This is a genomic window from Pseudomonas sp. R28(2017) (assembly GCF_002112505.1).
GTDB lineage: Bacteria > Pseudomonadota > Gammaproteobacteria > Pseudomonadales > Pseudomonadaceae > Aquipseudomonas.
Genome location: NZ_NEHW01000002.1, coordinates 535966 through 562343 on the forward strand (window position 1 = coordinate 535966; position 26378 = coordinate 562343).

Annotated in this window: 26 protein-coding genes; 13 read left to right on the forward strand and 13 right to left on the reverse strand. The window is 65.1% G+C overall.

Annotation, left to right across the window (positions count from 1 at the left end; genetic code table 11):
* Positions 1-386: 386 nt before the first annotated feature.
* The 3 genes from quiC to CAF78_RS05290 all read left to right on the forward strand — a co-directional run bounded on the left by quiC (position 387) and on the right by CAF78_RS05290 (position 3580).
* The gene (quiC, locus tag CAF78_RS05275; protein WP_085679101.1) at positions 387-2294 is read left to right on the forward strand and encodes a 3-dehydroshikimate dehydratase QuiC; all 1908 of its coding nucleotides are present in this window, start codon (positions 387-389) and stop codon (positions 2292-2294) included.
* Between the two features lie 248 nt (positions 2295-2542).
* Positions 2543-3034 (forward strand): chalcone isomerase family protein, encoded by a 492-nt coding sequence (locus CAF78_RS05285; protein ID WP_085679257.1) that lies wholly within the window; start codon positions 2543-2545, stop codon positions 3032-3034.
* A gap of 30 nt (positions 3035-3064) precedes the next feature.
* A complete protein-coding gene (locus CAF78_RS05290) occupies positions 3065-3580 on the forward strand; it encodes a DUF3833 domain-containing protein (protein ID WP_085679098.1) in 516 nt (171 codons plus the stop codon).
* An 86-nt stretch (positions 3581-3666) separates the two neighbouring features.
* Here CAF78_RS05290 and CAF78_RS05295 read toward each other — a convergent pair whose 3' ends face one another.
* On the reverse strand, positions 3667-3915 hold the full coding sequence (locus CAF78_RS05295) for a CsbD family protein (protein ID WP_085679095.1): 249 nt from the start codon (positions 3913-3915) through the stop codon (positions 3667-3669).
* 193 nt (positions 3916-4108) lie between these two features.
* On the opposite strand from CAF78_RS05295, the gene CAF78_RS05300 reads away from it, so the two are divergent.
* Positions 4109-4789 carry a dihydrofolate reductase family protein gene (locus CAF78_RS05300; RefSeq protein WP_085679092.1) on the forward strand — a complete coding sequence of 227 codons (681 nt, stop codon included), beginning with the start codon at positions 4109-4111 and terminating at the stop codon, positions 4787-4789.
* A gap of 37 nt (positions 4790-4826) precedes the next feature.
* Positions 4827-5498 (forward strand): TetR/AcrR family transcriptional regulator, encoded by a 672-nt coding sequence (locus CAF78_RS05305; protein WP_085679089.1) that lies wholly within the window; start codon positions 4827-4829, stop codon positions 5496-5498.
* A 6-nt stretch (positions 5499-5504) separates the two neighbouring features.
* Here CAF78_RS05305 and CAF78_RS05310 read toward each other — a convergent pair whose 3' ends face one another.
* The gene (locus CAF78_RS05310; RefSeq protein ID WP_085679086.1) at positions 5505-6512 is read right to left on the reverse strand and encodes a GlxA family transcriptional regulator; all 1008 of its coding nucleotides are present in this window, start codon (positions 6510-6512) and stop codon (positions 5505-5507) included.
* Between the two features lie 140 nt (positions 6513-6652).
* Here CAF78_RS05310 and CAF78_RS28715 point away from each other — a divergent pair, with 140 nt between their 5' ends.
* On the forward strand, positions 6653-6841 hold the full coding sequence (locus CAF78_RS28715; protein ID WP_085679083.1) for a hypothetical protein: 189 nt from the start codon (positions 6653-6655) through the stop codon (positions 6839-6841).
* A 125-nt stretch (positions 6842-6966) separates the two neighbouring features.
* Here the strand turns inward: CAF78_RS28715 and CAF78_RS05320 are convergent, their stop codons facing one another.
* A complete protein-coding gene (locus CAF78_RS05320; RefSeq protein ID WP_085679080.1) occupies positions 6967-7866 on the reverse strand; it encodes a LysR substrate-binding domain-containing protein in 900 nt (299 codons plus the stop codon).
* 120 nt (positions 7867-7986) lie between these two features.
* Between CAF78_RS05320 and CAF78_RS05325 the strand changes: the two genes are divergently transcribed.
* Together CAF78_RS05325 and CAF78_RS05330 are read left to right on the forward strand one after the other, a co-directional pair.
* Entirely contained in the window at positions 7987-9309 is a 1323-nt protein-coding gene (locus tag CAF78_RS05325) for a serine hydrolase (RefSeq protein ID WP_085679077.1), read from the forward strand.
* A gap of 66 nt (positions 9310-9375) precedes the next feature.
* Entirely contained in the window at positions 9376-9588 is a 213-nt protein-coding gene (locus CAF78_RS05330; protein ID WP_012314118.1) for a PLDc N-terminal domain-containing protein, read from the forward strand.
* A gap of 41 nt (positions 9589-9629) precedes the next feature.
* Here the strand turns inward: CAF78_RS05330 and CAF78_RS05335 are convergent, their stop codons facing one another.
* Positions 9630-9956: a hypothetical protein gene (locus CAF78_RS05335; protein WP_085679074.1), complete on the reverse strand. Its 327-nt coding sequence runs from the start codon at positions 9954-9956 to the stop codon at positions 9630-9632.
* Positions 9957-10227: 271 nt separating this feature from the next.
* Between CAF78_RS05335 and CAF78_RS05340 the strand changes: the two genes are divergently transcribed.
* Positions 10228-10722, forward strand: coding sequence for a GNAT family N-acetyltransferase (locus CAF78_RS05340; protein WP_085679070.1), 495 nt, complete (start codon positions 10228-10230; stop codon positions 10720-10722).
* Positions 10723-10861: 139 nt separating this feature from the next.
* On the forward strand, positions 10862-12952 hold the full coding sequence (locus tag CAF78_RS05345) for an EAL domain-containing protein (RefSeq protein ID WP_085679067.1): 2091 nt from the start codon (positions 10862-10864) through the stop codon (positions 12950-12952).
* A gap of 114 nt (positions 12953-13066) precedes the next feature.
* Here the strand turns inward: CAF78_RS05345 and CAF78_RS05350 are convergent, their stop codons facing one another.
* On the reverse strand, positions 13067-13891 hold the full coding sequence (locus CAF78_RS05350) for an aldo/keto reductase (protein ID WP_085679064.1): 825 nt from the start codon (positions 13889-13891) through the stop codon (positions 13067-13069).
* A 224-nt stretch (positions 13892-14115) separates the two neighbouring features.
* On the opposite strand from CAF78_RS05350, the gene CAF78_RS05355 reads away from it, so the two are divergent.
* Positions 14116-14994, forward strand: a complete 879-nt coding sequence (locus CAF78_RS05355) for a DMT family transporter (protein WP_085679062.1) — start codon at positions 14116-14118, stop codon at positions 14992-14994.
* Positions 14995-15036: 42 nt separating this feature from the next.
* On the opposite strand, the gene CAF78_RS05360 is transcribed toward CAF78_RS05355, so the two are convergent.
* Genes CAF78_RS05360 through CAF78_RS05370 form a run of 3 tightly spaced genes read right to left on the reverse strand, consistent with a single transcriptional unit; the run spans position 15037 to position 18855 of the window.
* Positions 15037-16488: an aldehyde dehydrogenase family protein gene (locus CAF78_RS05360; protein ID WP_085679060.1), complete on the reverse strand. Its 1452-nt coding sequence runs from the start codon at positions 16486-16488 to the stop codon at positions 15037-15039.
* On the reverse strand, positions 16485-17453 hold the full coding sequence (locus CAF78_RS05365; protein ID WP_085679057.1) for an NAD(P)-dependent oxidoreductase: 969 nt from the start codon (positions 17451-17453) through the stop codon (positions 16485-16487). The genes CAF78_RS05360 and CAF78_RS05365 overlap by 4 nt, the downstream gene beginning before the upstream one ends.
* A 10-nt stretch (positions 17454-17463) precedes the next feature.
* Entirely contained in the window at positions 17464-18855 is a 1392-nt protein-coding gene (locus CAF78_RS05370; RefSeq protein ID WP_085679054.1) for an FAD-binding oxidoreductase, read from the reverse strand.
* Positions 18856-19052: 197 nt separating this feature from the next.
* Here CAF78_RS05370 and CAF78_RS05375 point away from each other — a divergent pair, with 197 nt between their 5' ends.
* Positions 19053-20114: a GlxA family transcriptional regulator gene (locus tag CAF78_RS05375; RefSeq protein ID WP_085679051.1), complete on the forward strand. Its 1062-nt coding sequence runs from the start codon at positions 19053-19055 to the stop codon at positions 20112-20114.
* A gap of 107 nt (positions 20115-20221) precedes the next feature.
* Here the strand turns inward: CAF78_RS05375 and CAF78_RS05380 are convergent, their stop codons facing one another.
* The 3 genes from CAF78_RS05380 to CAF78_RS05390 are packed head-to-tail and all read right to left on the reverse strand — an operon-like array spanning position 20222 to position 22313.
* On the reverse strand, positions 20222-20560 hold the full coding sequence (locus tag CAF78_RS05380) for a RidA family protein (protein ID WP_085679048.1): 339 nt from the start codon (positions 20558-20560) through the stop codon (positions 20222-20224).
* Between the two features lie 11 nt (positions 20561-20571).
* Complete coding sequence (locus CAF78_RS05385) at positions 20572-20922, reverse strand: cupin domain-containing protein (protein WP_085679045.1); 351 nt, start codon at positions 20920-20922, stop codon at positions 20572-20574.
* An 11-nt stretch (positions 20923-20933) separates the two neighbouring features.
* The gene (locus tag CAF78_RS05390; protein WP_085679042.1) at positions 20934-22313 is read right to left on the reverse strand and encodes an MFS transporter; all 1380 of its coding nucleotides are present in this window, start codon (positions 22311-22313) and stop codon (positions 20934-20936) included.
* Positions 22314-22659: 346 nt separating this feature from the next.
* Between CAF78_RS05390 and CAF78_RS05395 the strand changes: the two genes are divergently transcribed.
* On the forward strand, positions 22660-24138 hold the full coding sequence (locus tag CAF78_RS05395) for an FAD-dependent oxidoreductase (protein WP_085679039.1): 1479 nt from the start codon (positions 22660-22662) through the stop codon (positions 24136-24138).
* 108 nt (positions 24139-24246) lie between these two features.
* Here the strand turns inward: CAF78_RS05395 and CAF78_RS05400 are convergent, their stop codons facing one another.
* Positions 24247-25029 carry an NAD(P)-binding domain-containing protein gene (locus CAF78_RS05400; protein WP_085679036.1) on the reverse strand — a complete coding sequence of 261 codons (783 nt, stop codon included), beginning with the start codon at positions 25027-25029 and terminating at the stop codon, positions 24247-24249.
* 12 nt (positions 25030-25041) lie between these two features.
* The gene (locus CAF78_RS05405) at positions 25042-26361 is read right to left on the reverse strand and encodes an FAD-binding oxidoreductase (RefSeq protein WP_085679033.1); all 1320 of its coding nucleotides are present in this window, start codon (positions 26359-26361) and stop codon (positions 25042-25044) included.
* Positions 26362-26378 lie beyond the last annotated feature (17 nt).

The window sequence follows — 26378 nt, forward strand, 5'->3', positions numbered from 1 at the left end:
GGTTATAGCGCTGACGATCGCAGGCGGTGTCTGCAAAGGGAGGACGAACGAGCAGGTGCGGATCGCAAGGCGATGGAGGTGTGCATAGGTCGGTACCCGGTTTATTGAACTTATTATGTTGTGACGTTGGGCTTGTCTGCGCAGGTTGTGCCGAACGACCGTCAGGGCAGAAGAGGGCGGCCGGTGTGCCTGCGTCTGGGTTCATGTTTGCCTAGGGTTGGCGGTGAATCAATTCGCCAAAATCGGTTTTGTGCGGTAATCGAACGCAAAACTAACCATTCCGTACAAACAGATTGCCGGGCCGACTTTACCTGCGAATAATCAACAGTGCCAAGAACCCCACGAGGTTTTGGCCCGTCGTCCGTCCAATAACAAGGAACTCCCCCATGCAGCGTTCGATAGCCACCGTGTCCTTGAGCGGCACCCTGCCGGAAAAGCTCGAAGCCATCGCCGCCGCCGGTTTCGACGGCGTCGAGATCTTCGAGAACGACCTGTTGTACTACGCCGGCAGCCCGCGTGAAGTCCGGCAGATGTGCGCCGACCTCGGCATTGCCATCACCCTGTTCCAGCCGTTCCGTGATTTTGAAGGCTGCCGCCGCGACCGCCTGCAGAAGAACCTCGACCGCGCCGAGCGCAAGTTCGACCTGATGCAAGAGCTGGGCACCGACCTGGTGCTGGTATGCAGCAACGTCCAGGCCGACGCCCTGGGTGATGAACAAATCCTGGTGGACGACCTGCGCCTGCTCGCTGAGCACGCCGGCAAACGTGGGCTGCGCATCGGCTACGAAGCCCTGGCCTGGGGCCGCCACGTCAATACCTACCAGCAGGTGTGGAACCTGGTGCGCCAGGCCGACCACCCGGCGCTGGGGGTGATCCTCGACAGTTTCCACACCCTGTCGCTCAAGGGTGACCCGGCAGCGATCCGCGACATCCCCGGCGACAAGATCTTCTTCGTGCAGATGGCCGACGCGCCGATCCTCAACATGGACGTGCTGGAGTGGAGCCGCCACTTCCGCAACTTCCCGGGGCAGGGCGAAATGGACCTGGCCGGTTTCCTTGCGCCGATCCTCGCCACTGGCTACCGCGGCCCGCTGTCGCTGGAAATCTTCAACGATGGCTTCCGCGCCGCGCCGCCTCGGCAGAACGCCGCCGACGGCCTGCGCTCGTTGCTGTACCTCGAAGAGCAGACCCGCCTGCGCCTGGAGCAGGAAGGCACCGCCATCGAACCGGGCGTGTTGTTCACCCCACCGGCCGCCAGTGCCTATGACGGCGTGGAGTTCCTCGAATTTGCCGTCGACGAAGCGGTCGGCGCGCGCCTGGGCGGCTGGCTCAAGCGCCTGGGCTTTGCCGAAGCCGGCAAGCACCGCAGCAAGGACGTGCGCCTGCTGCGCCAGAACGACATCAACATCGTGCTCAATGCCGAGCCATACTCCTTCGGCCACAACTTCTTCGAGGCCCACGGCCCGTCGCTGTGCGCCACCGCCCTGCGGGTGAAGGACGAGCACGCCGCGCTGCAGCGCGCCACCGACTTCCGTGGCCAGCCATTCCGTGGCCTGGTCGGCCCCAACGAATGCGAAGTGCCGGCCGTGCGTGCGCCGGACGGCAGCCTGATCTACCTGGTGGAGCAGGGCAAGGAAGGGCCGTCGCTGTACGACACCGACTTCCGCCTGGACCCGGCCGCCGATGCCAGCGGGGGGTTGCAGCGCATCGACCACATGGCCCTGGCGCTGCCGGCCGAGTCGCTGGACAGCTGGGTGCTGTTCTACAAGAGCCTGTTCGACTTTGCTGCCGACGACGAAGTGGTGCTGCCCGACCCGTACGGCCTGGTCAAGAGCCGCGCCTTGCGCAGCCAGTGCGGCAGCCTGCGTCTGCCGCTGAACATCTCGGAAAACCGCAACACCGCCATCGCCCATGCGCTGTCCAGCTATCGCGGTTCGGGTGTGCACCATATCGCCTTCGATTGCGCGGACATCTTCGCCGAAGTTGCCCGGGCCAAGGAATCGGGTGTGCCGCTGCTGGAAATCCCGCTGAACTACTACGACGACCTCGCGGCGCGCTTCGATTTCAACGACGAGTTCCTCAGCGAGCTGGCGTACTACAACGTGCTGTACGACCGCGATGCCCAGGGCGGCGAGCTGTTCCACGTGTACACCGAACCGTTCGAGGAGCGCTTCTTCTTCGAGATCATCCAGCGCAAGGGCGGCTATGCCGGGTACGGCGCGGCGAACGTGGCGGTACGCCTGGCAGCGATGGCCAAGCGGCGTAGCGGGGCGGCGCGCAAACCGGTGTTGTGATCATCGGTTGAGAGCTTGCCTGATCCCCATCCTGTGGGAGCGGGCTTGCCCGCGAAGAAGGCGACTCGGTGCATGGCACCGGCTTCGCCGGTGTTCGCGGGCAAGCCCGCTCCCACAGGGACAGTGCGGGCTTCAGAAATAACCTCAAAAAGCTATACAAAATACTATTCTTGTATAGAAATCCCGCCGGTGCACCGCCCGTGGTACTCAAACCTTCGGCCATCAGCGCACTCACCCTGGTCACTCTGATGATCCTGAGCCAGCCCGGATCCGCTGACTGGCAGTCCTCCCTGCCCAGCGCACAACTCTCGGGCAGCGGCGATTTCACCTGGTTCGGCCTGCGTCTGTACACCGCCCGCCTGTGGCGCGCCGGTGCTGCCTGGAGCTGGAGCGAGCCGTTTGCCCTCGAACTGACCTACCACCGGGCGCTTTCCCGGAACACCTTGGTGAAGGCCAGCATCGAAGAAATGCAACGGCTGGCGAAGCCGCCATTGGCCAGCGATACCGTCGAGCGATGGTCGGCCACCTTGTCTGAAGCCTTCGTGGATGTGCGCCCCGGCATGCGCATCAGCGGTTTGTACCTGCCCGGCCACGGTTGCCGCTTCTATGTCGATGGAAAGCTCCGCATGGAAGTGACCGAACCGGCCTTGGCTCGTGCGTTCTTTGCCATCTGGCTCGACCCCCGGTCCCGCGATGCGCAGTTGCGCGATCGTCTGTTGGGGGTTGCCGCAAACGACTGAGGAGGCTGCAGCACGTACAAGGCATTGCTGATGATCGCCTGCCTGCTACTGGGCAGTTGCAAGGTCGGTGTCGAACACTATGCCCAGGAGCAGCCGCGCCTGGACCTGGTGGCGTTCTTCTCGCGGCCGGTGCAGGCCTGGGGCCTGTTCCAGAAGCCCTCGGGCGAAGTGGTCAAGCGCTTCAAGGTACGCATCGACAGCCGCCGTGAAGGCGAGCGGCTGATCCTCGACGAGCACTTCCTGTACAGCGACGGCACGCGTCAGCAGCGCACCTGGACGCTGACCCCCGACGGCCCGAACCGCTGGCGCGGCACGGCCGGTGATGTGGTTGGCGAGGCCACCGGCGTGGTGGCGGGCAATGCGCTGCAATGGCGCTATAAGCTGGACCTGCCGGTCGATGGCCGGCACTGGACCATGGACATGGACGACTGGATGTACCTGATGGACGAGGACACGCTGATCAACCGCACCCGCATGAGCAAGCTGGGCATCGAGGTCGGGCAGATCAGCCTGTTCTTCCGCCGAGCGCCGTCTGGCACACCGTGAGCCTGCAAAAGCCCATGAGCCCGAGCCGCCACACGGTGGTGCTCGGGCTCATGGGTGCAGCCTTACGGTGCCTGACGGCCTGGCAATCAGCGCCGCAACAGGCGACTGACAACCAGCGCGAGGCCTGCTGCCACCGCCAGCGCCGTCAGTGGCTTCTCCCTTACAAATGTGGAAACGTTATCCAGGGCATCACCATAGCTTTTAGTGAGCTGGCCCGATGCCTGGCGCGCATCCCCTTCGGCTTCCAGGGCCGGATCTTCCAGCCACTTGCCGGCTGCGCTCTGCGCCTTGCCGGCGACCTTCTCTGCAACACCTTCGATCTGTTCGCGTTTCATGATTGATCAAACCTTCCTGTGAATGGCATTGGGCATCTCGCACAGGGTTAGGGGGCAGCGATTGTCGCTTAGTTCCAATGGCGCAACATTGAGGTTGGCGTTAACGCCCCGATGGGGCGCAAAACCTGGTCATCTATGCTTAGGTGGCATTTCTGTTCAGTGGACGTGAGCCATCCGCAGCGAGAGGGCAATCATGAGCAAGGTATTCGTCAACATCGGCCTGAGCCTTGACGGCTACATGGCCCCGGAAGGCATGGACATCGCGCACTGGGACAGCCCTGAATACAAGCAGTGGGGCGGCAGGTGGGGCGAGCTGATGAGCTGGATCCTCAAGCAACAGTACTTTCGCGAGAATCTCATGTTCGCCTCGGGCGGCGAAACGGGCCCGGTCAACGACATGCTGCGCCAAACCCTGGAGCGTACCGGCGCCGCCATCATGGGCAAGCGCATGTTCGAGCAGGGCGAGCGTAGCTGGCCGGAAAAAGCACCCTTCCACTGCCCGGTGTACGTGCTCACCCACGAAAAGCGCGAACCGTGGGTGCGCCCAGGCGGCACTACATTCCATTTCTGCAACGAAGGCGCCGTACAAGCCCTGGAGAAGGCCAGGGCGGTTGCGGGCGGTCGGGACATTCGCATTTCGGGTGGCGCGGACGTGATACAGCAATACTTGTACATGGATGTCATCGACGAATTGGAAATTGCCCTGGCCCCGGTACTCTTCGGCAGTGGCAGACGCCTGTTCGAGAACCTGCATGACCCCGTGGCGAAGTTTCGGATCGACAAGGTGTTGCATACCCCAGACGCCACCCACCTGCGCTACGTGCGAGCCTTCGACCAACAGCCCGCTTCCCTGCACCCCGCCACTCACGGATAATCCCTACCCAATTCCAATAATCACCCCGTGAGCCCCCATGACCGACCCCGTAGCCCCCCTCAGCCCGCCTGAACCCTCGGCTACGCGCCAACCGCGCAAGAACAACCCCGAGAAAACCCGCGAGGACATCCTCCAGGCGGCCATCAACGAGTTCGTCCAGCAGGGCCTGGCCGGCGCGCGCGTGGACGCCATCGCCGAGCGCACGGCCACCTCCAAGCGCATGATCTACTACTACTTCGGCAGCAAGGAGCAGCTGTACGTCGAGTGCCTGGTCAAACTCTACGGTGACATCCGCAAGACCGAGCAGAGCCTGGACCTGGAGAAGCTGCCGGCCGAACAGGCGATCCGCCGGCTGGCCGAGTTCACCTTCGACCACCACGACCGCAACGTCGATTTCGTGCGCATGGTCTGCACCGAGAACATCCACTACGGCGAATACGTCAAGAAGTCCCCGGCCATCCGCGAGATGAGCAGCCTGGTGCTGCAGGCATTGGGCAGCACCCTGGAGCGTGGCGTGCAAGAGGGCGTGTTCCGCCCAGGCATCGAGGTCATCGACCTGCACATGCTGATGAGCTCGTTCTGCTTCTACCGGGTGTCCAACCGCCACACGTTCGGCGACATCTTCCAGATCGACCTGGGCGACGAGCAGGTCAAGCAGCGCCACCGGCAGATGATCTGCGACGCGGTGCTCAGCTACATCCGCGCCTGAGCCCGCTTACTCGCCCAGCCGTTGCTCGCGTGACGGCGGGTAGCCGAAGTAGGCGGCGTAGCACTTGCTGAAGTGCGACACCGAGACGAAGCCGCAGGCCACGGCCACCTCCATCACCGACAGGTCGGAGTACTGCAGCAGCCGGCGGCTCTTGGTGATGCGCAGCTCCATGTAGTAACGCCGCGGCGAGGTGCCGAGCTGGGCCTGGAACAGGCGGTCGATCTGCCGGCGCGAGCGGCCGCTGTAGGCGGCCAGCTGGTCGAGGCTGAGGGTTTCTTCGAGGTTGTTTTCCATCAGCTCGACGATGGTGCGCAGGTGCAGGCTCATGGACTTTTTCGCCCCGGGGCCGACCTGGCGGTAGCGGGCGCCGGAGAACGACAGGATTTCCTCCACCCCTTCGGCCAGGCCGTCGCCGTACAGCCGGCGCACCAGGCCGAGCATCAGCTCCATGGCGCCGTTGGGGCTGGCGGCGCTGAGGCGGTCGCGGTCGAGGGTGAAGCTGGCCGGGGTGATGCGGGTTTGCGGGCTGCGCTCGGACAGGCTGGCGCGCTGTTCGGGGTGGATGCTGCAACCATAGTCATTGAGCACGCCGGCACGGCCAAGGAACCAGGCGCCGTTCCACAGCCCGCCCAGGGCCATGCCGTGGGCGGCGCAGTCGTCCAGCAGGCGGTCGAGCTCAGGGTATTTCAGCGGCGTTCGCAGGCCGCCGCAGACGATCAGCAGGTCGAGTTCCTTGAGCTCGTTGGCGGACAGCTCACTGGCGACCAGTTCCAGGCCCAGGTCGCTCAGCACCCGGTCGCCCTTGAGTGACAGCGGGGTGAAGAGGAAGCTGTCGGCGCGCAGCAGGTTGGCGGTGACCAGCACGTCCATGGCCACGGTGAAGCTGGCCATCGAAAAGTGCTCGAGCAGGATGAAGTCGACGCGGTAGGGGGCCTCAGGGCTACCGGCGCTGGCCTTGAGCCGCAGCATGTTGCTGGTGCTGGTCTTCTTGCTGAACTGACGTGGGGTGGGCACTCTGGACTCCGCTTCCTGGCTGGCCACGCAGAGTGTGGCGGGAGCGTGCCGGAAAGACAATCGCCGGTGGGCCTGTGTCGTATTGCAGGTCGTGTGGAGGCAAGTGGGCTATGCTGGCGCCTCTGTTCTGGAGAGCCTCGATGAGATACGCCCTTGCATTACTGTTCGGTTTGCTGCCATTGCTGGCCAATGCCCTGGAGACCGGCGAGCGGTTGCTGTCGCGCAGAGAACTGAGTTCGCAAGCGGTCCGCATACCCTGTGGGAGCGGCTTTAGCCGCGAAGAATCCAACGCGGTGCATGGCACCGGCTGCGCCGGTGTTCGCGGCTAAAGCCGCTCCCACAGTGTCCCTGCTAATTCAATGAGTCATGTGTTGTTCTATGAGCGCGGGTTCACCCGCGAAGAGGCCTGTGCGGTCAGACAAATTTTCGCCGACTGCACGCCGCTGGTCCGGCTTCAGCACGCGGCGTCCGGGAAGCCGCCGCGCAGGTTCTGCCGCAGCCAGGCAATGAACCACAACGCGTCTTCGCCGGGCGCGGGTGTCGGGCTCAGCACCTGGTAGCTTTCCAGCGGCACCCCTTGTGCCACGCAGCGCACCAGGCTGCCTTCGGCCAGCTCTTCCGACACCAGCACTTCGGTGGCCAAGGCAATGCCGTGCCCCGCCTTGGCCAGGTTGAGCACGATGTCGTTGCTGACATGGGAGGTGTCGGCCTTGACGCATTGGCGCACGCCCTGGGCGGCGAACCAGCTGCTCCACCAGCCACCGCTGTCGACATGGATCAGCTTGCACCCCGGCAGGTCCGCCACCGCCAGCGTCAAGGGGAGCGTCGCCCTGAACGCGGGTGAACAGACGGCAAACACTTCAGGGCGAATCAGCACTTCATGTACACCCGACAACTCCCCCGGCAAGCCATAGGCGATGGCCAGGTCCGCCTGGCGGGCATCGACGCTGGTGAAGGTGGCGTTGGGTTCGATGGCGATCTTCAGCTCCGGGCGCAAGGCTTTCAGCGTCTCGATGCGCGGCGTCAGCCAGCGTGAGGCAAAGGCCGGCACGCACAGGATCCGCAGCCAGCGCTCGGGTGCCCGACGGCTGACCACCTGCCCGGCATGGGCCAGCATCTTCAAGGCTTCAGAGGCGCTCTGGTAGTAATAGGCACCCTCCTGGGTCAGGCTCACGCCCCGAGGTGAACGGTCGAGCAGGCGTACGCCCAGCCAGTCTTCGAGAATCTTCACATGCCGGCCGATGGCAGGCTGGGTCACGTGCAAGGCCTGGGCGGCGGCGACGTAGCTGCCCAGGCGAGCGGCGGCCTCGAAGGCGCGTACGGCGTTCAAGGGGGGGAGCCGGTCGGGGGTCATGGGCAACCTGGAATCTGTTAGTTTTTTTAATAGTGGCTGCAAATTTATTGTGCTTTTCCGGTTCTGGCAACTTGTCCAGACTCGCTTGGGCGTACTTCCCTACCTTGCGAGGAGCGGCCCATGCCGGCATTACCCACAATAAGAACATCCCTGACCGCCTTGGCCATCGTGGCCACCCTGAGCGGCGTGGTTCACGCCGAAGACGGCAAAGGGCCGTGCGGCGTGCCGGGGCTCAAAACCTGCCCGCAGCCCTTTGACAAGGCGCTGCCTGCGGCCAAGGACATGCTCAGCTGGGACCAGGCCACCCGGGTGATCGGTTTCCGCAATACCTACCGCCTGTATGGCGGTGATGTGTTCAGCACGCGGGGCGCCAAGCCACTCCCGCTGCCCGCAGCCACCCACCCGCTGGCCGAGGTGCGCTACACCCTGGACGGCAAGCCACAAGGCATCGCCGACTATGAGCGCAACCAGAGCGTCACTGGCCTGCTGATCCTCAAGGACGGCAAGATCGCCTACGAGCACTATGCCCAGGGCAACACACCGCAGACCCTGTGGACTTCCCGCTCGGTGGCCAAGTCGGTGGTCAGCGTGTTGGTCGGGGTCGCGATCAAGCAGGGCAAGATCCATTCGGTGGACGACAAGATCACCCGCTACATCCCCGAGCTCGAAGGCACCGCCTGGCAGGACGTGACCCTGCATCAGTTGCTGCAGCACACCTCGGGCGTGGTCTGGGACGAGAACTACGCCTCGAAGGATTCCGACTTCTCCCACATGACGCAATGCGAAGCGACGCCGGACCCGTACACCTGCGTGTTCAACCTGGTGAAGTCGGTGCAGCGCAAGCCTGGCGTGAAGCCCGGCGAAGTGTGGTCGTACAACACCGGCGGTGCCTGGCTGGTCGGCCGTGTACTGGAAAATGCCACCGGCCTGACCCTGGCCAAGAACCTCGAAGCGCAGGTCTGGAGCCGCTACGGCATGCAGCAGGACGGCGTCTGGCATGCACTGGTGCCGGGCAAGGTCGACATGGGCGGGCATGGTTTCAACGCCACGCTGCGGGACTGGGGCCGCTTCGGCCAGTTCGTGATGAGTGGCGGGCAGTTGCCGGGAGGCGAAAAGCTGCTGCCGGATGACTGGATCGCCCGCTCAACCCACTGGACCCAGGCCAAGGGCTCGGTGACGGCGGCGGCACCGAACGGGCAGTACGGCTACCAGTGGTGGTACAACGCACCGGCTGCGGATGCCAACCTTGAGCCGAAGAAAACGGCGACCAGCGACCAGACGTTCTGGGCACTGGGTATCTACGGCCAGACCATCGCGATCAACCCGGCCGAGAAGCTGGTGATGGTGCAGTGGTCGACCTGGAAAAACGCCGAAACACCGAGTTCCCTCTATGACGAGCAGGCGGTATTCGTGAACGCGGTATCCCAGGCCCTGCACCGATAGCAAATCGGACTGAACCCTCACGGCTGGCAGCAACCCAACCCAGTACATGCCAACGGGAGAGTGCTCATGGAAATCGGAACGATCTGGATCATTGTCGCGGCCTTGGTCATCCTGCTGGAGATCTTCGCCATCTGGCACATCATCGGCAGCGAACGGCGCGCAGAGCGCAAGATGCTGTGGATCGTGTTCGTGGTCTATGCACCGTTCCCGGGGCTGCTGTTCTGGGCCTGGCGGGGGCCGCGGGCGGTGAAGGGCAGGGCGGTGCTGCAGGAAAAATGACGGCGGCGGTATCAGGCGCATGGCGCCTGATACCGGTGGCTTCAGTCGGGTGTGATGCCGATCTTGACGGCCGGGTCGAGGCCGCTGACCATCAGGCTGCCGGCAAAGCTGACCGTCTTCTCCACCTCCAGTGCCTTGAACTCGGCACGGATGAGGGTACGCATCGACTTGCCGGCTTCTCGGCGTTTTTCATCAGCCGTACCTGGGGACAGGACCAGCTCACCGTGTAGCGTGGTTTCGACTTTGCCGACGGTCTTCCAGCCCATCTTTTCACGCAGGTGGGCACGCGCGACTGCGGCGTCACCTTCGTGTTCATTGTTCACAGGGCTGATGGTGTAGGCGAGTTGAAACGCGTAGGGCTTGCTCATGGCTTTTCCTTTTTCTGAAGCGGCGCTGCGCCGCGGCTCTGGCCTCCGTGCCGGGAGCTGCAATCTAGCGAACTGCGCAGCGGAATCCTACATACGCGGTGTTGAACTTCTTTTCAGCAATAAAGAAATTTCCTACAGCAGCTTGACCTCTACCTAACTCGAGCCAACAGGCTGGGACGCTCATTCATACGAAGGAGCGGGTTACCCGCGAATAGGCCGTCACAGGTAAAACAAAAGCCTTAGAATGGCCTTTCCCCGAGCCCTCCGCGCCATGTCGCCCATCGAACTGCTGCCCACCACCCCCGACCAGGCCGAACTGATCCGCAACCTCTATCAGTTCTACGCCTATGAGTCCTCCGACTGGGAGCAGGAGGATGTCGAGGTGAACGGCCGTTTCTACATCCACGAAGAGCACCTGCAGCGCTATTGGCAGTCCCCAGGCTGGAGCGCCAGCCTGGTGCTGGTGGACGGTTTCATCGCCGGCTTCGTGCTGGTCGAGCGCAGCGAGCTTCCCGGCATCGATGCGCTGGAACTGGCCGACCTGTTCATCCTCAAGCGCTACCGGCGCCAGGGTATCGGTCGCGCCGTGGCCAACCAGTTCCTCACAAGCCCCGATGACTGGCTGCTGCGTTGCTACGCCCTGGACCCGATCGCAGTGGCCTTCTGCACGGCGGTGGTGGGCGACCTGCAACGGCCCGCGCAACAGATCTTCCCCGACGACGAGCCGGACCTGCTCACCTATCAGGTGACCTCGGTACTCCATTGACCGCAGGTTGATGCAGCAAAATTATGTGACCTACTTCACAAAACTCACTCGCAAGGCATAATGCCAGCACTGCTTTACAAGACCCGGGCGCGCTGGCCCGGGGTTCCTTTCGTGCGCGTCGCAGGTTCAGGTAAATTTCATGTCGCTAGTCGCAAGCCCCGACATCATGTACCGGCTGTTGATCCAGAGCGTGGTGGACTACGCCATCTACCTGCTCACCCCCGACGGTATTGTCGCCAACTGGAACCCCGGGGCCCAGCGGGCCAAAGGCTATCGCGCCGAGGAAATCGTCGGCCAGCATTACTCGCTGTTCTACAGCGAAACCGAGCGTGCCGCCGGCTTGCCCGAGCAGAACCTGGAGCAGGCCCGCAGCACCGGCCGATTCGAAGAGGTCGGTGCGCGCCTGCGCAAGGACGGCACGGCCTTTCACGCCCATGTGGTAATCGAGGCGGTGCGTGACGACCACGGCCAGCTGGTCGGCTTCGCCAAGGTCACCCGCGACATTTCCGAACGCCGCCAGCAGGAACTTCAGCTGCTGCAGGCCAAGGAGCTGGCCGAGCAGTACAGCCAGGAAATGGCCAACCTGTCGCAGTTCCTCGACTCGGTGATCGCCAACATCCCCGCCAGCGTCATCGTCCAGGACCTGGAAAGCCAACGCATCCTGCTCGCCAACCAGCAGGCCGAGCGTTTGTTCGGTGGGCGTGGCAAACCGATGATTGGCCACACCCCCGGTGAGTGCCTGGCACCGGCTGCGGCGGATTACCTGGAAAACCAGCTCAGCCGGGGCGCACGCAGCAGCAAAGGTTTTGCCGCCGAAACCCGGGTCGATACCGCCTGTGGCCCACGCACCCTGCGCAGCCGCGCATTGCTCAGCCAGCAATGCGAGGGCCAGGCGGATTACGTGCTGTTCGTGGCCGAAGACGCCACCGAAGAACTGGCCGCCCACGCGCAGATCCACCACATGGCCCACCACGACGCGCTCACCGGGCTGCCCAACCGCACCTTGTTCCACGAACGCCTCAAGCAGGCCCTTGTGCGCGGGCACGAAAGCGAAAAGCTCACCGCCGCGCTGTGCCTGGACCTGGACAACTTCAAGAACATCAACGACTCCCTCGGCCATGCCTTCGGTGACAAGCTGCTGCGCGCGCTCGGCAAGCGCTTGCGCCGCGAGCTGCGCGAGCACGACACCCTGGCCCGGCTGGGCGGTGACGAATTCGCCGTGGTGCTGACCCACCTGGACAGCCGCGAAGCCGCCTGCAACACCGCCAGGCGCCTGATCGAGGCGATCTGCCCGCCGTTCCAGATCGAGGGCCACCAGTTCTCGGTGGGCGTCAGCATCGGTATCGCCATCGCCCCCGAAGACAACGACCAGGCCGAACAATTGCTCGGTTATGCCGACATGGCCTTGTACGAGGCCAAGCGCAACGGCCGTAACCGTTACGAGTGCTTCCACCTCGAACTGGACGTCGCCGCCCGCCAGCGCCGCCTGGTGGAAACCGACCTGCGCACCGCCCTGCACCTGGGGCAGCTGCACCTGCACTACCAGCCGGTGGTGGATCAGCAGACCAGCAGCGTGACCGGCTACGAAGCGCTTCTGCGCTGGGAGCACCCGACCCGGGGCATGGTCATGCCCATGGACTTCATCCCCATCGCCGAGGAAACCGGGCTGATCCACGAACTCGGCACCCGGGCGCTGAACCTGGCCTGCCAGGAGGCGGCCAGCTGGGGCACCGAGCAGACCGTGTCGGTGAACCTGTCGCCGGTGCAGTTCAAGAACGCCAACCTGGTGCACACGGTGACCCTGGCCCTGGCCGACTCGGGGCTGGCGCCGCAGCGCCTGGAGCTGGAGATCACCGAATCGGTACTGTTGGGCAACAGCGAGGAGAACGTGCGCACCTTGCGCGCGCTGAAGGACCTGGGCGTGTCGATTTCGCTGGATGACTTCGGCACGGGTTATTCGTCGCTGGGGTATCTGCGCTCGTTCCCGTTCGACCGGATCAAGATCGACAAGTCGTTCGTGCACGACATGTGCGACAGCCGCGAGGCGATGTCGATCATCCGCGCGATTACCGAGTTGTCCAACAGCCTGATGATCAAGACCACGGCCGAAGGGGTGGAGTCGGAGGAGCAGATGCAGCGGCTGCGGGCGGAAGGGTGTTCGCACTTCCAGGGCTACCTGTATGGGCGGCCGGCGCCGGCCAGCGAGCGGTTGAAGCAGGTTTGTGTGTAGTCGTTCGAGGGCCTTGGGGGCTGCTTTGCAGCCCTTCGCGGGCGCGCCCGCTCCTACAAGGGAACGCGAACCTCTGTGGGAGCGGGCGTGCCCGCGAAGGGGCCGCAACAGGCCTCAGCTATTCCAGTCGGGGGCAAAGTCCGGGCTGACCACCCGCTGATCCTTCGGCAACCCGGCAATCAGCGCCCGGTCGGCATCATCCAGCCGCACCTCCAGCGCCGCCAGGTTGGCCAGCTGGTTCTCCCGGCTGCTGGCCTTGGGAATCACCGCCACGCCATCCTGGTCCAGCAACCACTTCAACGCCACCTGGCTCGGCAGCACACCATGCTTGCGTGCGATCTCGCGGATCACCGCCTGCTCCGCCGCACGGCCACGGGCCAGCGGGGTATAGGCGGTCAGCAGCAGGTCATGTTGGCGGGCGTAGTCGAGCAGCGGTTGCTGGCTGAGCAACACGTGGTATTCGACCTGGATCGCCGACAGCGGCGCCCCCAGCTCCTCGACCACCCGGCGCAGCAGGCCGAGCGGGAAGTTGGCCACGCCGATGCTGCGCGCCTTGCCTTCATCGCGCAGGGCCACCAGAGTTTCGATGCTGCGGGCCAGGTCCCAGTCCTTGCCGGGCCAGTGAATGTGGAACAGGTCGACCTGCTCGGTGCCCAGCGCGCGCAGGCTGTCTTCCAGCGACTGGCGCATGGCGTTTGGCGCCAGGCGGTCCCACCAGACCTTGGTGGTCAGGTGGATCTGCTCGCGGGGCACGTTGCTGTCGCGCAGGGCCTGGCCGACGGCAGCCTCGTTGTCGTAGGCGGTGGCCGTGTCGATGTGCCGGTAACCCAGCTCCAGCGCCTGGTGCACGGCACGGGTGCATTCGTCGCCGGTCATCGGCCAGGTGCCCAGGCCGATGCAGGGCAGGTCGAGGCCGTTGCGGGTGGTGAGCCGTTGCATGAAAACTCCTTGTTCGAGATCGTGGGTCCATCATTGATGGTGCGCGCTTTGCGGGGCACGAACCATGCAGCCGGGGCGGAAAGTGGTCGATCAGCGAACGGAATGGCAAAGGTCCCCTGCAAAGCGTGGAAATGAACTTCCTCAAGTCGTCGTATCTCTTCTAGAATCCGTGCAGTCGCACCTTCCCTGGCGCAGCATGCAGCCGCGCCGCCGTCGAGAACGCCATGAGTTCCAGCACACCGCTGTCCGGAGTCAACCAACCCCTGCGCGGCATCGCCCTGGTGGTGGTGGCGACGTTCCTGTTCGCCAGCCACGATGCCTTGTCCAAGTTCCTCGGTGGGCTGTACCCGATCGTCATGGTGGTGTGGGCCCGTTATGTGGTGCACACGCTGCTGATGGCCGGGATCTTCCTGCCCAAGTCGGGCCTCAATGTGCTGCGCACCCGGCGCCCGGTGCTGCAGACCCTGCGCGCGCTGAGCCTGCTGAGCACCAGCCTGCTGTTCACCACCGGCCTGCAGTACCTGCCGCTGGCCGAGGCGACCTCGGTCAACTTCCTTGCGCCGGTGCTGGTCACTGCGCTGTCGGCGCCCTTGCTCAAGGAGCGGGTGACAACCGGGCAGTGGGTGGCGGTGGTCCTGGGTTTCATTGGCGTGCTGGTGGTGGTGCACCCCGGTGGCGCGATGTTCACCCCGGCCATCCTGTACCCGTTCGGTTCGGCGCTGGGCTTCTGCTTCTACCAGTTGCTCACGCGCATCCTGGCGGCTTACGACAGCCCGACCACCAGCAATTTCTACGCCGGGCTGTGCAATACCCTGGTGATGAGTGCGCTGGTGCCGTTTTTCTGGGAGGTGCCGCGCTGGGACCACGCGCTGCTGATGCTGGCCCTGGGCGGTTTCGGCATGAGCGCGCACCTGCTGCTGACTCAGGCCTTCCGCCACGCGGCGCCCGCGCTGCTGGCCCCGTTCAGCTACTGCCAGATCGTGTTCGCCGGGTTGCTGGGGCTGCTGATCTACCGCCAGGTGCCAGACAGCGCGAGCTTGCTGGGCATTGCCATCATCTGCCTGAGTGGCCTCGGGGCCGCTTGGATGCAGCGCAAGAAGTGATAGCTAACATTGTTGGGGCCGCACAGCGGCCCCATGGCCCTGTCAGGCCAGTTGATAGGTAGTCTTCACCCGGGTAAAGAACTGTCGCGCGTGGGTCCCTTGCTCCCGCGACCCCAGGCTCGAAGCGCCATTGCCGCCAAACGGCACGTGATAATCCACCCCCGCCGTCGGCAGGTTGACCATCACCATGCCGGCCGAGCTGTTGCGCTTGAAGTGTTCGGCATGGCGCAGCGAGGTGGTGACGATCCCTGCCGACAAGCCGAACGCCGTGTCCTCGGCAGCGGCAAAGGCTTCGTCGTAGTCACGCACCTTGAATACGCTCAGCACCGGCCCGAAGATTTCCTCGCGGTAGATACGCATGTCCGCGGTCACCTCGGTGAACAGCGCCGGGGTGAACAGATACGCCCCTGCGGCGTTCTCCACCACCTCGCCCCCACACACCAGCTTCGCCCCTTGTTCACGGCCACTGGCCACGTACGCCAGGTTCTGTTCCAGCTGGCGGCCATCGACCACCGGGCCGATGTCGGTACCGGCCTGCAACGCATCGCCCACCTTCAGCGCGCGGGTGCGTTCGGCCAGGCGTGCGACGAAGGCATCGTGGATGCCCTCGGTAACGATCACCCGCGAACTCGCCGTGCAACGTTGCCCGGTGCTGAAGAACGAACCGTTCAACGCCACCTCCACCGCCTGTTCAAGGTCGGCGTCGTCGAGCACGATCAACGGGTTCTTGCCGCCCATTTCCAGCTGCACTTTCTTCATGCCTTCTGCTGCCAGGCGGGCAATCTGCCGGCCGGTCTGTTCCGAGCCGGTGAAGCTGATGCCATCGATCAGCGGCGAGCGGATGATCGTGTCGCCGACGCTGCGCCCAGGCCCGATCAACAGGTTGAACACGCCCGCCGGCAGCCCGGCCCGGGAGATGATCTCGGCCAGCGCCCAGGCCGAGGAGGGCACCAGCTCGGCGGGCTTGAACACCACGCAGTTGCCGAAGCACAGCGCCGGGGCGATCTTCCAGGCCGGGATGGCGATCGGGAAGTTCCACGGTGCAATGATGCCAATCACGCCCAGCGGCTGGGTGAACACATCGATGCCCACGTCCTGGCGCACCGACTGGTATTTCTCGCCCTCGGCGCGCAGCGCCTCCTGGGCGTAGAACTTGAACGAACGCCCGGCGCGGTCCACTTCACCGAGGGCCTCGCGGACGATCTTGCCTTCCTCGCGGGCCAGCAGGGTGGCCAGTTCCTGGCGGCGGGCAAGGATCTCGCTGCCGATGAAGTCCAGTGCATCGGCGCGTTGCTGCGGGTTGCTGCGCGCCCAGCCGGGTGCGGCGCGGCGGGCGGCGGCCAGGGCCTGTTCGGTCAGCGCCTGGTCGGCGCGCACGAAGCGCTCGATCACGTCGCCGGGGTTGGACGGGTTACGGTTTTCCAGCACGTCGCTGCCGCTGTCCAGCGCAACGAAGGCGCCGTCGACGTAACTGCTCTTGGTCACAGGGGTCATGCGCTACGGATCCTTTTGCTGGCGTTTTGGCGGGCGACGAAGTCGCTGATGTTGTCCACGGCGCTGTCCATCAGCTGCTGCATGGCGTCTTCGCTGCTCCAGGCGATGTGCGGGTTGAGCAGGAAGTCGTCGCGGTCGATCAGCTGGAACAGCGGGTTGCTCGGGTGCAGTGGTTCGACTTCCACCACATCCAGGGCCACGCCGCCCAAGCGCCCGTGTTGCAGGGCATCGATCAATGCCGCTTCATTGACCACACCGCCACGGCCGGTGTTGACCACGATGGCATCCGGCTTCATCAGGGCCAGCCGGCCAGCGTCGATCAGGTTGTAGGTTTCGGGGGTCAGCGGGCAGTTGATCGACAGCACGTCGCAGCTGCGCAGCAGCTCGGCCAACGGCCGGCAGTCGGCACCACGGCGCTTGCCGCCACGGTCCTCGAACAGCACCTGCATGCCCAATGCCCGCGCCAGCTCGGCCAGGCGCACGGCAATCGGGCCGCTGCCGATGATCGCCAGCTGCTTGCCACGCACATCGCGGATGCGGTGGTCGAAGTAGATGTTCTTGTATTCGGCCTCGCCGGCATGCACCTGGCGCATCAACCGGGTAAACGCGGCCGGGCGGCGGAACAGCTCGAGGATCATCGCCAGGCTGTGTTCGGCCACGGTGTTGGCGGCGTAGCCCGGTACGCTGGCCACTTCGATGCCATGGGCATCGCAGTAGTCGACATCGACGATGTCGCGGCCGGTCAGGGCCAGCGAAATCATCTTCAGCTTCGGCAGCTGGCGCAGGTGCTCTTCACGCAGCGGCACGCTGCAGGTGAAGGCGATGGTGGCATCCTTCAGGTGCTCGAGCATCTGCTCCGGGTGGGTGTAGGCAAACTGCTGCCAGGTGTGTTCGCAGTCCGGGCGCTTGAGCCGGGTGGAGGGCGCCAGGCCCTCGTCGTCGAGCAGGACGATATGTTCGCGCATGCGGTGTTCCTTATTTTTTCTGCGCCGGCACATAGCCGGCCGGGGCCATGCTGACCAGTTGGCGGGTGACGAAACCGGCGTCCTGGTCGTGGTCTTCCAGCGACTCCTTGCGCACCAGGGCATCACGCACCATGTGTGCGCCGAAGAAACGGAAAGGCTCTGGCGGCAGCAGCTTCATCTTCTGGTTGACCAGGCCGCAGTTGGCCCACTCGTCGTTGGCATGGTTGGCCAGCGACTTGATGATGCGGCTGGCGAACACGGTGGTGGCCACGCCGTTGCCCGAGAAGCCGATGCCGTAGCTCACCGTCTGGTGGTGGTCGAGGTAGCCGAAGTTGGGCAGGCCCTTCATGGCCCGGTCGATCGGGCCGGTCCAGCTGCTGACCACCGGCACGTCTTCGAGCTGCGGGTACAGGCGGCGCAGTTCGGCGGCAACCTTGTCGGCGGCCGGCGAGGGCTTTTCATAGAGGTTGCCGATGCGCCCGGCATAGGCGAACTGGCCCAGCGGCTTGCCGAACACCACGCGGCCGTCCGGGGTGTTGCGCCAGTAGTTGAGCACGGTGCGCGAGTCGGTCATGCACTCGCCACGGCTGAAGCCGATGGCGTCGAGCTTGGCCTTGACCGGGGCGGTGGCCACCATGTCGCTGGACATGATCGCGATCATCCGGCGCAGCTCGGGGAATTGCGCGCCCCAGGCGTTGAGCGCCAGCACCACATGGTTGGCCTTCACATGGCCCTTGGCGGTGTGCACCACCGGCTGCTTGCCGCGGACCAGGTGGGTGAACGGCGATTTCTCGAAGATCTTCACCCCCAGCTTCAGCGCCACCCGGCGCAGGCCACGGGCGAGCATGGCCGGCTGCACGGTGGCGGCGTTGGGGTCGAAGATGCCACCCAGCACCAGCGGCGAGCCGACGCGGCTGCGGATGGCTTCGCGGTCCATCTCCTGGAACGGGTTGACGTCGAGTTTCTGCAGGCCGTCAGTGAGCACCCGCCAGGAGTTCATCTGCCGCTGGTTGGTCGCGGTCCACAGCCAGCCGTCCTTGCGGTACTGGGCATCGATGCCGTGCTCCTGGCAGAAGCTGCCGATCTCGTCGATCGCCGATTCTGCCGCCTCGCAGATGCGCCGCGCCTCGACGTCGCCGCAGATGGTGCGCACCGACAGGTACTTGCCCCACCAGTTGGTGGCGATGCCGCCGTTGCGCCCGCTGGCGCCGGAGCCGCAGCGGTCGCGTTCGACGATGACGATGGTCTTTTCGGGATGTGCCTGCTTCAGGCGGATGGCCGACCACAGGCCAAGGAAGCCACCGCCGACGATACACACGTCGGCTTGAATCGAGTCCTGCAGGGCAGGGGCCAGGTCACTGTCCAGGTCCAGCGCCTGGGCATACCAGAATCCACGGTACATGAGGGGTGCCTCTGAGCATGTTGTTGTGACGACATGATGCTCAGCGCGACCAGTGGCCCGATATTACAGTCATGACAATTGATAGAACGCCGGCGCGTTTTGTCATGGACTTACTATTTGTCGTGCGGCATATGATATGCCGGACGCCAGGTGCGCCCTACAATGGCGCTAATCAGCAGGTCATGAGGCCGATGTCCATGGTTGCCCAAGAACAAGTACAAACCCCGCAGATGACGGACCCGGCCACGCAGATCAAGCCTGAACTGCGTGTCGGTTTCGTGCTGCTCAACCAGTTCACCCTGGTACCCGTCGCCGGCCTGGTGGATTCGCTGCGCTTTGCCGCCGACAAGTCGTTCCGCAGCCAGCAGGTCTACTGCCAGTGGGACTGGATGACCCTCGACGACCAGCCGATCGCCGCCAGCTGTGGCATGCCGATTTCGCCGACCAAAGCGCTCAACCTGTTCGCCCAGTACGACTACATCGTGCTGGCCGGCGGCCTGCTCGGCGAAACCCGCAACCCGCCGGCCTGGCTGCTGGATGCGCTGCGTGACGTGCATGCGGCGAACATCCCGATCATCGCCCTGTGCTCGGCGTCGTTCGTGCTGGGCAAGGCCGGCCTGCTCGACGGCCGCCGTTGCGCGGTGCATTTCACCCTGCGCGACGAGTTCCGCGAGCGTTTTCCGCTATCGACCATGGTCATCGACAAGAGCTACGTCGATGACCGCGGCATCATCACCTGCCCGGGCGGCACCGCCATCGACCTGGCGGCCAACCTGATCCGCCGCCACTGCGGTGCGGTGCGGGCGCAGAAGGGCCTGGAATACCTGCTGGTGGATGAGCGGGCCGAAGCAGAAAGCGACAAGGCTGCCAGCGACAGCGTGTACCAGAACGACCGGGTGCAGCGGGCGATCGCCTTCATGCGCGCCAACCTGGATGCGTCGATGACGCTCAAGGCAGTGGCCGAGGCGGTGGGTACCCACCCACGGCAGTTGCACCGCGAGTTCGTCGCCAACACCCAGGAGCCACCGGCCAACTACTGGCGCAAGCTGCGCCTGGATCACGCGCGGCGCCTGCTGGTGAACACCAGCCAGAACATCACCACCATCGCCTTGGCGTGCGGGTTTTCCGATGCATCGCACTTCATCCTGTGGTTCCGCAAGCAGTATGGCGAGACGCCCTACAGCTTCCGCAAGCGCCGTCACGAAGTGGAGCGCTTCGACTGGCATGGTGACAAAGTAGGCTTGGACCCTGATTTGTAACTACGTTCAAGGGCCTATTCGCGGGCAAGCCCGCTCCCACAGGGATACGCGATCCCCTGTGGGAGCGGGCTTGCCCGCGAATGGGCCGCAAAGCGGCCCCGACAATCTCAAAGCTGCCCAAAGGCCTGAATCTCGATCCTGTACTCAGGCGCCGCCAACGCAGCTCCCACGCAAGCCCGCACCGGTGGCTGCTTGCCGACCCAGGCGTCATACACCTCGTTCATCGCCGCAAACTCGCCCATGTCGGCCAGCCAGATCTGCATGCGTGTAAGGTGCTGCTTGCCAGCCCCGACCTGCGCCAGCCACTGCTCCAGCTGCGCCAGCACGCAACGCGTCTGCGCAGCGATATCGCCTGCTTCCCGCGCAACGATCCCCGAGGTTTCGATGCGCCCGTCCACCAGCACCATCTGGCTGGCCCGTGGGCCCGGGTTGATCCGTTCGATCATCTGCCGGCTCCTCAGAACAGCACGTAGGTCTTGCGCAGGGTTTCGTGGATGTGCCACACGCCTTCGCAGTTTTCCGGGAACAGTACGGCATCGCCGGCACGCAGCTCGACCGGCTCGCCGCCGTCGGGGGTGAAGGTGCAGCTGCCGCTGATGATATGGCTGAACTCGCGGTTCTTGAGGAAGCGGCGGAACACGCCCGGGCTGCTTTCCCACACGCCGATGCTGGCGCCGACCGCTTCATCGGTCTGGTCCTGGGCGGAGGCGGCATGGGCGATCGGTTCGCCGATCGGCAGGCGGGCAGGGGCCGGTTCGCCCAGCAACGAGGCAGGGGCATTGCGGACTACGGTAAGGACTTGGCTCATGACGGGTTCCTTCAGGCTTTACGAGCGACGGTTTTGTAAGTTGGCGAAGCAGCTGCGGCTTGCCCACCCAAGGCGGCGGCCTGCTGCAGGTCGAGCTTGCTGGTTTCGGGGGCCAGCCACCAGGAGATCAGCGCGCCGAACAGCGAGATCAGGGCGGCGGCGAACATGGTGTTGGCCACGCCGTAACTGGCCAGGGAGATCGGTACCAGGTAGGTGCCCACGGCGGCGCCGATGCGCGACAGCGACGTGGCCAGGCCCACGGCAGAGGCGCGGATCTCGGTAGGGAACAGTTCGTTGGGGTACACGTATTCCAGCACCTGGGCACCGCCGATCAGCACCGCGTAGGCGCCGAACAGCACCAGCACGGTGGTTGGCGAAGCGTCCGGGAACACGCCCAGCAGCACCAGCGACATACCCGACCAGAGGAAGCTGTGGATCAGCATCTTGCGCCGGCCCAGGCGGTTGATCAGCAAGGTCGCCAGCAGGCAGCCGAGGGTGAACAGGAAGGTGATGGCGATCGAGCCATAGGCGGCCCAGTCGCCGGTCAGCTTCAGCGCCTGCAGCACCTTCGGGGCGAAGGCATAGATGGCGAACAGCGGCACGATGGCGCAGGTCCAGAACAGCGTGACGAAGGCCATGCGCTTGCCGTAGCCGGAGTGGAACAGCGACCACAGCGATACCGGTTTGCCGCTGCTCTGCTCGGGCAGGTCGGCAATCGAGTAGCTGGGGCCGTAGACCTTCTTGATCACTGCATCGGCCTCGGCAGTACGGCCCTTGCTCAGCAACCAGCGCGGCGATTCCGGCGTGCCGCTGCGGGCGATCAGGAACAATGCACCCGGCACCAGGGCGCTGGCCAATACCCAGCGCCAGCCGTCGTCACCGCCCACGCGCAGCAGCAACTCGCCCACCACGTAGGCCACGGCGGCGCCGGCGAACCACATCAGCACCATGGCGGCGAGCAATGGCCCGCGCTGTTTGCGTGGCAGGAACTCGGCCAGCAGCGAGGTGGCGATCGGGTAGTCGGCACCGACCGCAATCCCGATCAGCAAGCGCCAGGCGAACAGCGCCCACGCCGACTCGACCCAGAACTGTGCCACCGAGAAACCGACGATGGCGATCAGGTCCACCAGGTACAGCACCTTGCGCCCGTACTTGTCGGTGAACCAGCCGCCGAGAAAGCCGCCAAGGAACACGCCGATCAGCGCCGAAGCGGCAATCAGGCCTTCCCAGAAGGCCGACAGCTGCAACGCGTTGGTGATCTGCAGCATGGCCACGCCGATGATGCTCAGCACATAGCCATCGAGGAACGGGCCGCCTGCGGAATAGACGGTCAGCTTGCGGTGGAAGGCGTTAAGCGGGGCATCTTCGACAGAGCGTTTGGATGTGGTCATTCAACTTACCTCTTGTTGTTATTCACGCGTCAGCGTCGCGGCACTATGGCACCGGCTTTGCGGGGCTCCATATAACGGCTGGGACGAGTCATGGGATGCGCTGGCACGCCCAGCCCAGGGCTTATGCAAGTTGTCCTGGATGTTCTAGAGGGGAGGGTGCGGGCTTTTCTATGGTGGGCTGGCAGGCAAGGCTTGTTGTTGCCTTGCAGGCCTCTTCGCGGGCTTGCCCGCTCCCACAGGATTGCCGCAGCCCAGAAGCCGGTGCAGTACCTGTGGGAGCGGGCAAGCCCGCGAACAAGGCAACGAAGATCTCCCAGAACAAGCACAAGAATCCGGAAACTGACTCATGACCCGTCCCCCCTTGGAATCCCTCGACGGCGACCACTACGACGTGGTGGTCATCGGCGCCGGTGCGGTCGGCTGCGCCGCCGCCCGGCAACTGGCCGCGCGCAACTTCCGCACCCTGCTGGTCGACCGTGGCGACATCGGTGCCGGCACTTCGTCGCGCTCCAGCCGCATGCTCTACTCGGGCCTGGGCTACCTGGCCGCGCGCTACCCGCTGTGGCAGATCCCGTTCCGCCCGTTCGACATGTGGCAACGCCTGCGCTATACCCGCGAGGTGATGCGCTGCCGCGCCGAGTTGGTCAAGGACATGCCCGGGCACCTGACCAAGCACCGTTTCCACTACCCTTTCCGCAAGGGCGACCGCTACCCGCCGTGGCTGGTGGACATGGGCTTTCGCCTGGTCGAGGCGCTCGGTGGCTGGAAGGTACCGCTGGCCTACCGTCGCCAGTCGGCGCAGCAGGCGGCCGGCGACAGTGCCATGGCCGCCGGCCTGGGTGGGGCGCTGCGTGGTGTGGGGGTGTTCGAGGAATACATGTACGCCTGGCCCGAGCGCATCTGCGTCGATACCGCGCTGGATGCGCAATGGCGAGGGGCGGCGGTGCGCACCTATACCCGCGTCAGCCAGTTGCAGCGCGGCGAAGGCCAGTGGCGCTTGACCCTGGACGAGCAGGCCCCCGAAGCCCTCGGCCAGGCGCAGGTGACTGCCAAGGTGGTGATCAACGCCGCCGGGCCCTGGGTCGACCGTGTGGCAGGCGCTGCCGATCGTGGCCCCAGGGTGCTCGGCATCAAGGGCGTCAACGTCATGGTGCGGCTGCCCGAGGCCTATCGCGGCCAGGGCCTGGAGGCGTTCTCCAGCAAGGGCGAGCCGTACTACGTGTTCCCCTGGCGTGAGTTCCACTTCATCGGCCCGACCGAGTCGCACTTCACCGACGACCCGGACACCGTGCGCGTCGAGGACGGCGAAATCGACTACATCCTCGCCGAGGCCAATCACCTGTTTCCCGACCTGCAGCTGAGCCGCGCCGACGTGCAGCACTGTTGGTGCGGGGTGCGCCCGACTTCAACCCTGGATGGCCGCAGCACCTACCTGCCGGTGCGTCTGAGCGAGGCGGCCGGCAAGCCCGACCTGCTGACCCTGACCGGCTCGACCATCATGCTCCACCGCCATGCCGCGCGGGTGATCGCCCGTGGCGTCGAGGCGCGGCTGGGCAAGCGGGGCAAGGCGCCCAAGGGCATGATCGAGCGCGAGCGCATCGATGGCGAGGACATCGCCCGCATCATCGGTCGCGAGCATGTGGTGCGGTTGGTGGACCTGGTGCGCCGGCGTTTGCCGTGGGGGCTCGACCCGGACCTGGGGCGTGAGCGGGTGGAGCAGTTGTCACACCGTGCGGCAGCGGCGATGGGCTGGTCTGAGGCCCGGCGCCAAGAAGAGCTAAAGCACTTTGAAGAGGACACGGCGCGGGTGTATCGGCAGCTCTAGATATGCATGAAGGCTGCTGGCCTCTTCGCGGGCAAGCCCGCTCCCACAGGGCATGTGCGCCCCCTGTGGCAGCGGGCTTGCCCGCGAAGAGGCCGGAGCAGGAAACGCCTATCGCCCAGCCAACCCCGAGCGGGTCAGCAAGGCATCCAGCACCACCTCGCAAGCCGCCCCCCAGTTGGCACTCACCGGTTGATGCATCAACACCGCCAGACCATCGGCAGTAAAAGTCCCGGGCGTGGCAATCGCCTGCCCCAGGGCCTTCAAGGTGTACTCCGGCTGGTGCTGCGCACTGGTCACGCAATCTTGCAGGTTGCCCAGCACCAATGCCCGCGCCTCAGCCGCCGGCAGGCCCTTGTCGATCAGCCACTGCTGCAGGTCATGCAACAGGAAGTAGAACCAGCCATTCATGCACGCCGCCACCGTGGCCAGCTCGAATGCCGGTTCATCCTGCACCACCACCAGGTTGCCCAAGGGCCCCAGGTGCTGTTCGGTCAGCGCATCGGCCGGGCACACCACCACGGTGGACTGGTTGTACTGCGCCGCATACGACAACATCACCCGCACGCAATGGGCGCCGGGGAAGGCCGTGGCCAGCAGCGCCAGGCTGACCCCGGCGGCCAGCGATACCAGGCGCTGGCCGGGGCGCAGGCGCACCTCGCCCGCCAGTTGCGCCAGCGACTCCGGGCGCACGCCGAGGATCACCAGGTCAGCCTGGTCGACCACGGCCTGGTTGCTCGGCAACACCTTGCAACCGTACTCGGCCGCCAGCGCTTCGGCGCGCCGAGCGTTGCGCGGCGACAAGTACAGCGTGCCCTTGAACCCACTGCGGCGCAGGCCGACCACGACTTTTTCGGTCAGCTCGCCGACCCCGAGAATACCCAGGCTATGCATGTTGCCTCCTTATCAGCTTTCCATGCCTGCGCGGCGCTGGCCCCAGTGCAGGTTCAGGTTGACCCCCACGCTCAGCAGCGGTTCCGGCGGGTTGCGGTTGGGCCCGTCGGAGCCGAGCAGGAAGTCGATCAGCTCGTCGCGCTCGCCGCTCAGCCAGTCGGCCAGCAGGGTGCCGGTGGCGGTGCCACGGGTGATGCCCAGGCCGTTGCAGCACAGCGCCGCGTGCACGTTCGGCGCCAGGGTGCCGAAGTGCGACAGGTGGTTGCGCGACAGGCACATGGAGCCGCCCCAGGTGAATTCGAACGGCAGGCCCGAGAGCATCGGGAAGCGCCGCTCGAACGACGCGCGGTGCTGGCGCCCGGCACGGTCCAGGTAGCGCTGCTGGGCACGGCCGTTGGCGTTGAAGCTGAAGCTGTTGCGCACCAGCAGGCGCTGGTCCGGGGTGCGCCGCAGGGTGCTGCCGAACGGGTCGGCGGGGATGATGCCCCAGGTGGCCTTGCCGCCCAGGCGCGCCTGCTCGTCTTCGGTCAGTGCGCGGGTCATGCTGGCATAGGTGAAGATCGGCAGCAGCCGGCCCGGCAGGAAACCGAAGTACGAGGCGAAGGCATTGTTGGTCAGCAGCAGCTGGTCGGCGACGATCTCGCCGTGGGCATGCTTGAGGGTGATGCGCCGGCCCTGTTCCAGGCGGGTGATGGTGGTGCCTTCGTACAGCGTGACATTGCCCGGCAGGCTTTCGGCCAGGCCCTTGGCCAGCGCGGCCGGCTGCAGCAGCTGGGTGCCGGGGGTGTACAGCGCCTTGCGGTAGAAGGCGGTGCCGAAGTGCTCGGGCAGGTCGCGGGTGTCGATCATTTCATAGGGCTGGCCGAGCTTGTCGAGGCCGCTGCGGTAGGCCTCGAGCACCGCCAGGCCCTTGTCTTCGACCGCGGCCTGGTACTTGCCGTCCGGGCGGATCTGGCAGTCGATGCCGTGCTGGTTGATCAGCCCGCGCAGGATCGATTGGGCGCGCAGGTTGAGCTTGAGGTTCATCCGCGCCGTGGCCAGGTCGCCGATGTAGTCGGGGGCGCCGATGTCGTGGGGCAGGTCGATGGCAAAGCCGGAGTTGCGCCCTGATGCGCCAAAGCCGACCTCCTGGGCCTCGACCAGGATGATCTCGTCGTCAGGGTGGTGAAGCGCCAGTTGTCGCGCAGCCGCAAGGCCGGTGAAGCCCGCGCCGAGCACCACCCAGCGCGCCTCGCTCCGCCCCCGGTGCGCGGCGCGTGGCTGGCGCTCGGGGCTGAGGTGGAACCAGCCGCAACCGTTGTCGTCCGCGGGGGTAGAGGTGTTTCTGTACATGGGATTTTATCCGTGTT